Origin of the sequence: Thermosipho africanus Ob7 (assembly GCF_003351105.1) — a bacterium.
Lineage (GTDB): Bacteria > Thermotogota > Thermotogae > Thermotogales > Fervidobacteriaceae > Thermosipho > Thermosipho africanus.
This window is the reverse complement of sequence record NZ_NKRG01000004.1, coordinates 138,125-150,912: the sequence shown is the minus strand read 5'-3', so window position 1 is coordinate 150,912 and position 12,788 is coordinate 138,125. Positions and strand designations below refer to the sequence as shown.

Genomic DNA, 12,788 nt, shown 5'->3' with positions numbered 1-12,788 from the left:
TTTTAATTTATCATATTATTGTATCATATGTTATAATTTCAATGAAAGGGGGTTTTAGTTTGATAAAAGATATATTCTTTGACCAGGTAAAGCCTGCGTATGGTTGCACCGAACCCATAGCTGTGGCATTATCTACAGCTACTGCAAAGAAATATTTGAATGAAACTTTAGAAGATTTAAAAGAAATAAATATAACTCTTGATAAAAATACATATAAAAACGGACTTGTTGTAAATATTCCAGGCACAAATATATTTGGCCTTGAAATTGCTGCTGCTCTGGGATACTTATGTGGAATTCCAGAAAAAGGACTTGAAGTCTTAAAAGATGTAAATTCTCAATGCTTGAGTAAAGCCACGAACCTTAAAAATAAAATTAAAATAGAAATTAATGATATGCCATATCTTTATGTAGAAACAATAGCTGTATCAAAAGATAATCACACCGTTAAAATTTTAATTGAAGGGAAACATGACAACATTGCAAAAATAACCATTGATTCTAATACAATCCTTGACAAACCCTTTAATCCATCAAAAACCACATTAGAAAACATAAAAAAATACTCAATCGATGAAATTATCGATTATGTAGAAAATCCGGACAAAGAAGTTTTAGATTATGTTGAAAAAGCAATTGAAATGAACATAGATATTGCAAAATATGGGATGCAAATGAAAGGAAATTTTTCAAATGCTGCAATAAACGAATATGTAAAATACGTAAGTGCAGGTGTTGACGCAAGAATGAGTGGAGTTTTAAAACCAGTAATGACTGTTGCTGGAAGCGGAAACCAAGGGCTTTCATGCATACTACCAATAGCAACAAAAAGAGAAGAATATGATAAAGAAAAAATCTTAAAAGCAACATTACTAAGTATATTAGTTACAATATACATAAAAGCATATACTGGTCTTTTAACCCCTATTTGCGGGGCAGGAAGTATTTCTGCCACGGGATCTGCAGCAGGGCTCACATATCTAAAGGGTGGTAATAGACAGCAGATCAAAAATGCAATTAACGACACAATTGGAACATTGTTTGGGTTAACTTGCGATGGGGCAAAAAGAGGGTGCGCTCTAAAGGCCGTCACAGGAACACTTACCGCTATTCAAGTAAGTGAGCTTGCAATAAATAACATTGATGTTCCCTGTGGAAATGGTATAGTTGCAAAAGATGTTGAAGAAACAATAAGACGCGTTGGAAAACTTACCAATTCTGTAAAGCAATTTGATAAAGATGTATTAGACTACATAGGAAAATGTTAGTGGAGGTGTAAAAGTTGAGGTGTCAGCACTGCAAAAAACAAGCGATATTAAAATCTCCAAGGCTATGCGAAGATCATTTTGTAGAATACTTTGAAAGAAAAATTGGTAAATTCTTAGAAAAGTATAAGATAAAAAACAAAAAATTATTGGTAGCCATATCCGGTGGTAAAGATTCAGTTGTTGTAAGCTATGTTCTCTCAAAACTAAAAGAAAAATTCAACCTTCAAATTGAGTATTTCTTTATAAGGCTTGGAATACCAACATTTACAGAAAAATCCGAAGAAATAGCTACAAGGGTAACAGAAAGTATAAATTATCCCCTAACAATATATGATTTGAAAAAAGAAGAAGGCTTTACTATCATGGATGTAAAATATAAACCATGTTCATATTGTGGAATGATTAGAAGATACATTCTTAATAAATATGCGTTTGAAAACGACTTTGATTACGTTGTTCTTGGCCACAACTTAGATGATGAAGTTTTCTTTATTTTCAATAATATGTTCAACAAAAATATCACACAGCTGCAAAGAACAGGTCCACTTACTCAAACTATAAAGGAGAAAAAGCTTGTTGGTAGAATAAAGCCACTATATTTCCTTACAGAAGAAGAAATTCTACTTTATGCTAAATTAAAAAATCTTCCACATATAGGTTGTGCTTGTCCAAATTCTCTAGAAAGCACCCAGAAAAAATTTAAAAAAGATATAAAATTTTCAAGGGATCAAAAATTAAACATCGTTTATTCGATACTTGAAATGAAAAAGTATTTGCCAGAAGAAAAAGTAGAACTTAAATTCTGTGAAAAATGTGGATATCCAACTACTTCTGATACATGTAAATTCTGTAGAACTAAAGAAAAAATTCTAAGCACGCTTTAAAAAGGAGGTCTATACCTTGCAAAATAAGACTTTCATGTATATCCTTATACTTGTTGTAATTGTATTTTTAATATTTGATCTATTTACAGTATTTAACAGACGTCCAAAGTTTGATATAACATTTTACAAAACTGTTGTTGAAACGGATTACTCTGACACCGCTACAATTACAACAATTGCTGGCCTTTCATTTAAAGACGAAAAATCAATGTATGAATATAAAGAGAGTTACACAAATGCATCATCAAAAACTTTCTTAAATTACTTTGAACAAATTTCAAAGGAAATTGGTAAAACAATTACTGTAGTTAGTTATGAAAATTCTGCAAAAGAACGTGCAGGAATTCTTGAGATAGAAGAAATTGCAGTATTAAAAAATCTTGTAGATGTTTCAAACAATACTTATACTCTAAACATGGGAAATATCCAAATAAATCCAAATCCCAATTCTCTTTTTATTGTTTACATACCAAAAGATGGTATTTTAGTTTCTTCAAATCCAACGCCAACTAGCTTTGAAAACAATAAATTAAGTTGGGATGGAGAAAGCCTCAAAAACTTTCCAACGGTTATCTATAGGAGGAAATGATGGGAATTATAGAATGGTTGGTATTAATTAGCACAATTTCAACTTTATCTTTTTCATGGGCAGTTTACTTAATAAATTTACATAACAGCAAAAATCTTCCTGAGAAAATCAAGGAAGATGAAGAACGTTTAATTCAACTTATGGGAAGAGTAAGAATCTTTGTCGATTCCAAAATAGAGATTTTAGAAGAAAAAATGAAAGAATTAAACGATTTAATATCTCAAGTAAATGACCTTTATTCAAAATTAGTTCTGGAAGTATCTGAATATCAAAAAAACATTAAAACTAATTCTAAAACATCATATGAAGAAAAAAAGGAAGTTGAGGCAAATTCAGAAAATTTTGAAAAAAATCTAGAAGGAACAATAGAAAAAAGAGAAACCAAAAAAACCGAATTGACAAGAGAAGAACAAATTATAGAGCTATACAATCAAGGAATTGAAGAAGCTGAAATTGCAAAGAAATTTGGAATGGGTATAGGAGAAGTACGACTTATTATAGACCTATTCCATAGAACAAAAAGTAAGTAATTGACTAAAAAAACCACAGTTAATAATATTAAATACAATCATAAGATTATTGAGATTTTCTTGGTTAAAAGATTATTTATATTTATAAGGTAGTATTTTGAGAAAAATATCACTTAACTAAGCTTTAATTGAGTTAAAAAGAGGTGTTTAATTTGAATTACCTCGATTTATTTAAACCCTTTGTATACAAAGGCGAATTTATTACTCTTCCTTACAGATTATTCTCACCAAAAATAGAAAATAATAAAAGATATCCTTTAATTGTATTTCTTCATGGAGCAGGAGAACGTGGAAATGATAATATAAAACAAATTACAGCAAATAAAGGTGCAACTGTTTGGGCATCTTTTGATGTTCAATCAGAAAATCCATGTTTTATTTTGGCTCCTCAATGTCCAGAAAATAGCTGGTGGGGTAGCTATAAAAAAGATGACTTTGTTTTTGAAGCTAATACTCTTTTATACACTGTTATGCTATTGATTAATAAAATCTCAAAAGAAAATCCAATAGACGAAAATAGAATTTACATCACCGGTCTTTCAATGGGAGGCTTTGGTACTTTAATCCTATTATCAGACTTTCCAGAAAAATTTGCTGCAGGTGTAGTTGTTTGTGGCGGCGGTGATCTTGACAAGGTGTCAAGATATAAAGATGTACCAATTTGGCTTTTTCATGCGGAAGATGATCCAGTAGTTTCCGTAGATTTTTCAAGAAAGCTTTTTGAAAAAAGCAAAAGTATAAGTGGGAATATTAAATACACTGAATATCCAAAAGGACTACTATCTTCACAAAAGATTCATCCTCACGCAGCTTGGGAGTTGGCATATAACGATAAAGCAATGATCAAATGGCTCTTTAATCAGGTAAAAAAGAGATAGGGGGAATTATTTTGCAAGAATTAATATATATAATTTTGACTACCTTAGGATTATTAGTAGGCGTGTCTTTAGGATACAAATTTGGATACAAAAAAGGGAAAAATGATAGGAATGCAGAAGAATTATTTTCTAATCTTTCTACAATCAATAACCTTTCTATTCAAATAGCAGAATTAAAAGCCAAATATGAAGAAATAGAAAAAGCAAGGTTTGAAGCTGAAAAGCAAAGAGAAAAGCTTAATGAAGAAAAAGAAAAAAGATTTAAAGAGTTTATAGAAAACACTCAAAGATTATTTTCAGAGATAAGCAACTAAACTATTAAAATTGATGAAGAAAAAGAGAAACGAATAAATGAGTTAGTTGAACAAATGAGAAAATTCTTTGAAGAGCAAAAGAAAAATACCGAAAAATTTTTAAACGAGCAAGGAAAATCGAGAGAAGAAATCGAAAAAAGAAGGGATGCCCAAATTGAAGATATGAAACGAATGATTTCTATATTTACAAAAACTGTTTCTGGAACGAAAACCAGAGGCATGACTGGCGAATTTCTTCTAAAAGAAGCATTAAAAGAGTCAATAAAGGTTGGATTAATTAAAACGAATTTAAAAACCGAAGGTGGAGAAGTAGAATTTGCCTGGGATCTTGGTGACGGAAAATATATTCCAATTGATTCAAAATTCCCAGATGTATTTCAGCTGTTAGAAGAATACGACAAAGTGGAAAGCTCAAAAGAACGAGATAAATTAAAGAAAGAAATTATAGATAAAGTTAAAAAAGAAATACAAAGAGTTCAAAAATATCAAAATCTTTTTAATACCATAGATAGTTGTATTTTAGTTGTACCCGAAGCTATCTTAGAAATTGCTCCTGAACTTGTTGGACTAGGCCGAGAAAATAATGTATTTTTATGTAGTTACAAAGATGTTTTTGTTATAGCTCATACATTACAAGATAAATATATAAAGCTAAAAGAAGAAGGCGATATTGGAAAATATAAGCAAATGGTTTCTTACTTTTTCAAATTATTGAAAACATTAATAGTAAGGTCTCTACAATTGATAAAGCATTAACTACAATAGCAAATGCAAACACTTTTATCAAAGACTATATTAATAAAGCTAAAGAAGCTGGCTCTAGTAATAATATAAATTAATATGGAGGTGATTTTATGATAGGAACCCATCCCTACGTTAAATGGGCTATTGAGGTTATTGAAAATTACATCTTACACTCAAAAGTAATAGAGCCCGATCAAAATTCTCTTCCAAAAGAACTTTTTGAAAAAAGAGCAGGCTGTTTTGTTACTTTACACACCAAAAATGGTAATTTAAGAGGATGTATAGGAACATTTGAACCTACTCAAGAAAACCTTGCTTTTGAAATAAGAAACAATGCAATTGCTGCAGCTACACAAGATCCAAGATTTCCACCAGTATCAAAAGGAGAGCTAGACAACATAGTAGTGTCCGTTGATGTTTTAAGTGAAATTCAACCTGTATCTTCTATCAGCGAACTTGATCCTAAAAAATATGGAATCATAGTTGCTAAAGGATTTAGAAGAGGTTTGCTCTTGCCAGATATAGAAGGAGTGGATACTATAGAAGAACAAATAAGAATTGCAAAGCTAAAAGCTGGAATTTTTGATGATGACTTTAAAATATTTAAATTTACTGTTGAAAGATACCATTAATTTAAGTATATTACATTCCATAGTTTTTCTATTTCACTTTCATATCTTTTAAAAACTTCTAAAACCTCCGGTGCAAAATGCGAAGGCTGTGTTCTTCCGTCACCTTCTAATATAATTTTCATAGCTTCTTCATGAGTAAAACTTTTCTTGTATGGTCTTTCTGAACGCAATGCGTCATATACATCAACAATATGAACAATCATTGCTTCAATTGGAATTTCAGATTTTTCCAAGCCATATGGATATCCTGTTCCATCATAATTTTCATGGTGATAAAGGGCAATATTGCGAGCAACTTCAAATTGGATACTATCACCTATTAACCTTGCTCCATATATAGTATGCTTTTTCATTTCTCCCCATTCTTCTTTTGTTAAATTTCCTTTTTTCATTAAAATTTCACGTGGGATAAATATTTTTCCAATATCATGAAGTGGTGCATGATAACGTAGATAGTACGCAATCTTTTTTGAAAGCCCCAATTTTTCTGCAATAAATGCTGCTAAAATACCCACTCTTTCTATATGATTTCCAGTGTTCTCATCATATCCTTCTGCAACTCTTGCAAGTCTCATACTAAAATCAATATAAGAATGTTCAAGTTCATTACTCATTCTCTCTATTTCTCTATAACTAGTTTCTAACTCTTCATTCATTGCATTTAACTCTTGCATATATGCAACCAATTCTTCAGCCATCAAAGAATATTGACTTGCTATTTCTTCTATCTCCTTTATTTTAAACTCGTATGGAATTTCTCTGTATAATTCTTTTTTACTTTTTAATTTATTAATATTGTTAATCAATACATCAAATTCACCTGATATATCTTTTGAAATCTTTGCAGAAAATCTGTATGTAACAAAAAAATCACAACAACAAAAATTACAGCTAAAAGGATAAAGATATAAAGTATTCTATAAACAACTGAAAAATCAAAAGAAATTTTTAATACCATCGGTCCAAAAATGCTATGAGCACTTTCTAAAATAATTGGATAATAAAATTCATAATTTTTCCTATCTATTTTTCTTTTATAACCTTCTTCTCCAATTATTTCTTGGAACCTCTCTTTTACAAAATCATTAACTTTACCATCAAGTGCTTTACCATCTTTCGAATAAAGTTCCACTAATTTGACAATCGAGAAATTAGCGTTTAAATTTCTCAAATTGTTAAAAAAGCTGTTTAATGTAGATGTAGGAAATTTCATAAAAATTAAATACACTTTATCTTCAATTCTGATATATAATCTATTTTCAAAATATCCATCATTTATATCTTTTACAGAATAATAAGTTATATTATCTTCATTTAGCTTTGTCCTTAAAAATCCCGTTATATAATTTATACTTAACTCTTTTAAAGAAATATCTTTAAAATAGTAAGGAGCTCTTGCAAGCAAATATATTAAATACAATTCAAAATTTTCCGGATTGTTTTTTATATTAAAAATTGTTTCGTCAATCTTTCTTTCAAAATTATAACTAACTTCGCTAACTGTATCGTTTAGTAATTCTATACTAACCTTAACAAAATTAGATGAAACACTTTGAACTTTTTCATTTGCTTGTTTCATAATAATATATACTATTAATGAAACTATTCCAAATAAAATAACAAGGCCTAAAATCACTGATTTAAAAAAATGCGTAATAAAATACTGTTTAAAACTCGCCATTTTTCACCTCAAATATTGTTAACTGACCTTCTGCAACTTTTTTTCTACTCTTTATTTGCCTTAATTGTCCTTCTTTTAAAACTCTTACCTTTTTCTCAAGTTCACTCTTTTTAGTTATAACCTCTAAAATTTCCTTGGCTCTTTCAACCACACCATCTGGAACTCCCGCAATTTTAGCAACTTCAATACCATAACTTCTATCTGCAACTCCATCAACCACTTTATGTAAAAAAACTATACCGTCATTTGTTTCTTCAACTTCTATCGTTAAATTTTTTATACCATTATACACATCAGAAAGTTCTGTAAGCTCTGTAAAATGAGTAGCAAATATTGTTTTACATTTTATCTCGTTGTATATGTACTCACTCATTGCCCATGCAATACTTATCCCATCAAAGGTACTAGTTCCTCGACCTACTTCATCTAAAAGGACCAGACTATCTTTTGTCGCTTTTGACAAAATTAATGCAACTTCACTCATTTCAACTAAAAATGTACTCTTTCCAGTTGAAATATCATCTCTTGCACCCATTCTAGTAAAAATTCTGTCAAAAATTGGAAGTTTTGCATTCTTTGCTGGAACAAAACAGCCAATTTGGGCCATAACTGCTATTAACCCAACTTGCCTTATGTATGTGCTTTTTCCGCTCATATTAGGTCCCGTTATAATATACATTCGTCTTAAACTATCCATGTATATATCGTTGGGAACAAAGTTTGATACATACCTTTCAACAACAGCATGTCTTGCCTCTTTTACAATAAATTTTTCATCATCAAACTCTGGTTTTACATAACCATAGAGCTGGGATACATACGCAAAGGTTGATAAAACATCTAACTCTGCTATTTTTTCTGCAGTTTTTTTAATGTCATTTACATATTTTAATATCATTTTAGTTAACTCATCAAACAAAGCTTTTTCAAGAATTTCAACCTTTTCTCGTGCTGACATTATCTTTTCTTCAAATTCTTTGAGTTTTTGAGTAATATATCTTTCCGAATTTACAAGTGTCTGTTTTCTTATATAATAATCTGGTACATTTTTCACCTGACCTTTTGGAACTTCAATATAATATCCAAACACTTGGTTAAAACCAACCTTCAATTTTTGAATATTTGTTCTTTCTCTTTCCTCTCTTTCAAATTCTTTCAATTTGTCTTCAGAGTGAAATAAAAGATTTCTATAATCATCAAGCTCAGGAGAATATCCATCTTTTATTACATTCCCATCTCCAACTGTACTTGAGGGGTCTTCATACAAAGACCATTCAAGCAAATCTACAACTTCTGGAAATTCTTCTATTTCTTGTACATACTTTGAAAATTTTTCATTTGTTTTCAAAGCTTCTAAAATATTTGGAATAATATAAAGCGTATTTTTCAAGGAAATTAAATCTTTTGGAGATACTTTTCCATATTGAAGCCTGGTTAAAATTCTTTCCACATCAAATATTCCATTTAAATATTCTCTTATCTCGTTTAACAATAATCTATCATTAAAAAATGCATCAACTATTTCTTGACGTTCAATTATATCCTTTTTTACCTTCAAAGGTTGCAAAATCCACTTCTTTAAAAGTCTTGAACCCATGGCAGTTTTTGTTTTGTTTAAAATATCGTATAAATTCTTTCCTTTTTCACCAGGAATTAGAGATAGATTATCAACTGTCTTTGAATCTAGAATCATCCATTTACTTTCTTCCAATTTTTTTGGTTCTTCCAATGCTAAATTACTCATTAGTGTGTATTCTAAATATTTTAACAATGCACCTAACACTCTTAGCTGTCCATTTGAAAGTTCAAAGTGATCAATCGAAACTATTTTAAACGTTTCCTTCACCTTGTCTTCAAACCCTTCAAAATACCAATCATCAAGCTTTTCTATAAATTTATTTGGTAAATTATCCTTTAATTCTTCAAAGATATTTTCTTCACAGATTATCTGAGATATATTTACTATAGAAACAAAATCTATTAGATCGTTAATTGTCTCAAAGTCTTTTACAAACAATTCACCGGTTGAAACATCAACAAAAGCAGTATTAAAATTTTCTCTAAATGCAACCGCCATTAAATAATTGTTTTCAGAGCTTAATAAATCTTCTTCAATCAAAGTGCCAGGAGTAATAACTCTTGTTACTTCTCTTCTTACAATACCTTTAGCTTGAGAAGGATCCTCCATCTGCTCACAAATAGCAACTTTGTAACCACTATCAACCAATTTTTTCAAATAATTATCGAGGGCATGATGTGGTATACCGGCCATTGGAGCATTTTGCCGTTTTGTTAGAACTATATTTAATACCTTTGAAATAATTTCTGCATCTTCAAAAAAAGCCTCGTAAAAATCTCCAAGCCTAAAGAGTACAATTGCATCTTCATAATTTTTCTTTATATCCATATATTGCTTCATCATTGGGGTTAAATTCTTCAATTTAACCATCCTTTCGTTGTTTCTTTTTTTCAAAATTAATTTCTGCAATAGATTTTTGGATATACAAAGGCTCAACTTTCTCGACAAAGTTTTCAACTTCTATTTCTTTTTCAACTAAGTAGCCAAGTCTAGAAGGTTCAGGATAGTTATATATCTCTGGAAGATTTCCACCAAAGTACTCAGCACCATCTCCTATAACCACAAAATTTTCCATCTTTTCAAACTCTTTTGAAAAATTCTCTATTGATTCAACAAAAGGTTCAACAATAGTATTTAAATATTCATCATATATTGCACCATAAATATAGCCTTGGCGTGCTTTTCTAGTGACAACTATATTTTTTCCACTATTCATTAAATTAGCTGCAATAAGTTTTGTCGAAGGAACAACAACTATCTTCTTATCTATAGAAAGCCCAAGAGCAAAAGATATTCCAACTCTAAGACCAGTTAAACTTCCTGGACCTATTCCAATACCTACAACATCGATATCTTCAAAGTTTATATTAAAATTTTTTAAATTATTCATTACTACACCTAAATTTCTTCCGTGTTTATCCTTTCCCATGTATGTCTGAGTGATAATCTTTTCAGAATCCCTATAATAGACTACAATTTTTGATGTTGAAGTATCCAATGCAAGTATTTTCATATTTATCCCTCCATTTCTATTTAATTTTATCATATTTAAAAAAATAAAAGAGGGTTTTATTACCCTCTTTTACCTTTTTAAAATGAATATTTACATTATTTATTTGAATTTATCTTGAGTAAAAAATAAAAAACACCAACATACACAAATATATCTCCTATACTAATTACATAATATTCTCTCCAAGGAAGTATAACTGGAATCCAATCTCCCAAAAATAATTTCCAAGAAAAGTTATCTACAACTAAATGCCTCATACCTACAGGAAGATCAAATTTTTCAACCCAATAACTTAAAACAGGCATTCTCCAATTATTAATCATCATAACAAAGGAATTTAAAATTGTTCCAATTGAAATTAATGAAAAACCAGGGATATGCTTGTTTAGTATCAACAAAACAAGTAAAAATGCAAAAGAAAGTGGCATTAAAATTTCTCTATAGCTTGGGATCATTTGTAGAATAAAAGGTATAGGAAATAAATAAAAATATCTATAATTTCTTTCTATTACATGTTTAATCCTTTTCGTAAATATAGAAATCAAAAAAGCTATCAAGAATATGTATACTATCATATACTACCACCTTCTATTAATTTTAAAAATATATTTACAATTTTAGGATCAAACATGATCCCTGCATTATCTTTTATAAACCCAATCGCTTGTTCTTTCGACCAAGCCTCCCTATATGGTCTATCACTTGTTAAAGCATGATAAACATCTGCTATCATTAAAATTCTAGACTCTAATGGGATTTCTTCACCGCTTATTCCCTCAGGGTAACCCTTTCCATCCCATCTTTCATGATGGTGTAAAACCCACTTTGCAATTGTATCTTTAAATTCAGTTATTTGACTTAAAATTTCATATCCTTTTTTCGGATGCTCTTTCATTATTTCATACTCATCACGTGTTAATTTTCCGGTTTTTGTAACTATAAAGTCAGGTATTCCAATCTTTCCAACATCGTGAAGAAGTCCTGCAATTTCTATCAAATTTAGCTCATTATCCTGCATTCCTAGCTCCTTAGCTATTGCTACTGAAATCTTTGCTACATTTTCCCCATGTCCGAATGTATAGCTGTCCTTTTCTTCCAAACTCTTTGCAAGCGCAGTAAGTAAATCAAGCTTTGCTTGCCTATATTTTGTCGCATAATAGTTTCCAAGCTGTATTCCTATAACTGTAAAAAATGAAACAGGAATTGCAGAAATACCGATAAATTTATATAAAATATAAACTATGAAAGTATTAATTGATGTTGAAAAAAGATTAGTAAGTCTTCCTTCCCCTATCAGCTTAAAAATGACATCTTTTGAAAATCGTCTATATACAAGTGTCAAAAATGATAAGACAAAAGAAAGATTTAAGACAAAATAAAAAATGGAAATCAAAGCAACTACAAAAGACGAAAATATTAAATTATTCTTTACAACATTTGGAAATACATTATATACCTTATAAGATAAAAAAACCAAAATTCCGATCGACGAGACATTAAAAATAAAGTAATAATAATTTTTTGAAAATAAAACATTAAATCTTAAAACCAAGAAAACTAAAAAAGGAATTATCAAAGCATTAGAAATATTTAAATGTATCGCCGACAAAACACTAACAATAAGCCCAGCACTTAAATATAAGTCATGTTCCTTATATTTCTCATCAAATTTATTTTCAAAAAAGGTTTGAAACCTTACAGGAATAAATTCAAAGAATAAAGAAAAAAGAAAAAAAAGATAAAAATCTATATTTGAATAATCAAAACCATATTTTTTAATAGCATAGAACAAGAGGGCCACATATATGGCCCCAAGAGCTAAAGTATATATATAAACCAAACCTTCTTTTAAATCTAAAGCTACACCTTTTTTCTTCACCCCATCACCTACTACTTATTTTTTAGACTCTCTAGTACAATTATACCACAGCAGCTATTCAAATAAAAAAACGAAATCACTTTCCACCTTTTCCTGGCCACAAGGTCAAGTTACCTACTGTTGAAATTACGAATGGAAGTGCTACCAATGCAAAAACTACCACCTTTTTCCAAATTTTTTTCATAACTCCTTCCCCCCCTTCCAAATTTTTAGAATTGAAACTTATTATTATCACAATATTCATTTTCGTTATTTATTATAAAACTAATTTACATTAATGTCAACACAGCTATGGAA

At 29.7% G+C, this 12,788-nt stretch carries 14 protein-coding genes; 8 read left to right on the top strand and 6 right to left on the bottom strand.

Annotation, left to right across the window (positions count from 1 at the left end; translation table 11 throughout):
* The first annotated feature begins 59 nt into the window (after window positions 1-59).
* The 8 genes from OB7_RS05705 to amrA all read left to right on the top strand — a co-directional run bounded on the left by OB7_RS05705 (window position 60) and on the right by amrA (window position 5,839).
* Window positions 60-1,268 (top strand): L-cysteine desulfidase family protein, encoded by a 1,209-nt coding sequence (locus tag OB7_RS05705; RefSeq protein WP_114702743.1) that lies wholly within the window; start codon window positions 60-62, stop codon window positions 1,266-1,268.
* A gap of 14 nt (window positions 1,269-1,282) precedes the next feature.
* Window positions 1,283-2,152 carry a PP-loop family protein gene (locus tag OB7_RS05700; protein WP_012580119.1) on the top strand — a complete coding sequence of 290 codons (870 nt, stop codon included), beginning with the start codon at window positions 1,283-1,285 and terminating at the stop codon, window positions 2,150-2,152.
* A 16-nt stretch (window positions 2,153-2,168) separates the two neighbouring features.
* Complete coding sequence (locus tag OB7_RS05695; RefSeq protein ID WP_114702742.1) at window positions 2,169-2,741, top strand: DUF4897 domain-containing protein; 573 nt, start codon at window positions 2,169-2,171, stop codon at window positions 2,739-2,741.
* Window positions 2,738-3,271 (top strand): DUF6115 domain-containing protein, encoded by a 534-nt coding sequence (locus OB7_RS05690; RefSeq protein WP_249031029.1) that lies wholly within the window; start codon window positions 2,738-2,740, stop codon window positions 3,269-3,271. The genes OB7_RS05695 and OB7_RS05690 overlap by 4 nt, the downstream gene beginning before the upstream one ends.
* Before the next feature lie 152 nt (window positions 3,272-3,423).
* Complete coding sequence (locus tag OB7_RS05685; RefSeq protein ID WP_004101561.1) at window positions 3,424-4,149, top strand: carboxylesterase family protein; 726 nt, start codon at window positions 3,424-3,426, stop codon at window positions 4,147-4,149.
* A gap of 11 nt (window positions 4,150-4,160) precedes the next feature.
* Complete coding sequence (locus tag OB7_RS10020; RefSeq protein WP_249031028.1) at window positions 4,161-4,463, top strand: hypothetical protein; 303 nt, start codon at window positions 4,161-4,163, stop codon at window positions 4,461-4,463.
* Window positions 4,464-4,517: 54 nt separating this feature from the next.
* Window positions 4,518-5,219: a DNA recombination protein RmuC gene (gene rmuC, locus OB7_RS10015; protein ID WP_004101557.1), complete on the top strand. Its 702-nt coding sequence runs from the start codon at window positions 4,518-4,520 to the stop codon at window positions 5,217-5,219.
* Window positions 5,220-5,317: 98 nt separating this feature from the next.
* On the top strand, window positions 5,318-5,839 hold the full coding sequence (gene amrA, locus OB7_RS05675; RefSeq protein ID WP_114702740.1) for an AmmeMemoRadiSam system protein A: 522 nt from the start codon (window positions 5,318-5,320) through the stop codon (window positions 5,837-5,839).
* Here amrA and OB7_RS05670 read toward each other — a convergent pair.
* The 6 genes from OB7_RS05670 to OB7_RS05645 form a co-directional block, all read right to left on the bottom strand.
* A complete protein-coding gene (locus OB7_RS05670) occupies window positions 5,836-6,645 on the bottom strand; it encodes an HD-GYP domain-containing protein (RefSeq protein ID WP_249031027.1) in 810 nt (269 codons plus the stop codon). The genes amrA and OB7_RS05670 overlap by 4 nt on opposite strands.
* A complete protein-coding gene (locus OB7_RS05665) occupies window positions 6,642-7,520 on the bottom strand; it encodes a hypothetical protein (RefSeq protein ID WP_114702739.1) in 879 nt (292 codons plus the stop codon). Before OB7_RS05665 ends, OB7_RS05670 begins: the two co-directional genes overlap by 4 nt.
* Window positions 7,507-9,969 (bottom strand): DNA mismatch repair protein MutS, encoded by a 2,463-nt coding sequence (gene mutS / locus OB7_RS05660; RefSeq protein WP_114702763.1) that lies wholly within the window; start codon window positions 9,967-9,969, stop codon window positions 7,507-7,509. Before mutS ends, OB7_RS05665 begins: the two co-directional genes overlap by 14 nt.
* Complete coding sequence (tsaB, locus tag OB7_RS05655; protein WP_114702738.1) at window positions 9,962-10,612, bottom strand: tRNA (adenosine(37)-N6)-threonylcarbamoyltransferase complex dimerization subunit type 1 TsaB; 651 nt, start codon at window positions 10,610-10,612, stop codon at window positions 9,962-9,964. The genes mutS and tsaB overlap by 8 nt, the downstream gene beginning before the upstream one ends.
* Before the next feature lie 95 nt (window positions 10,613-10,707).
* Complete coding sequence (locus OB7_RS05650) at window positions 10,708-11,187, bottom strand: DUF5317 family protein (RefSeq protein WP_114702737.1); 480 nt, start codon at window positions 11,185-11,187, stop codon at window positions 10,708-10,710.
* Entirely contained in the window at window positions 11,184-12,491 is a 1,308-nt protein-coding gene (locus OB7_RS05645; RefSeq protein ID WP_114702736.1) for an HD-GYP domain-containing protein, read from the bottom strand. The genes OB7_RS05650 and OB7_RS05645 overlap by 4 nt, the downstream gene beginning before the upstream one ends.
* Window positions 12,492-12,788: the final 297 nt, after the last annotated feature.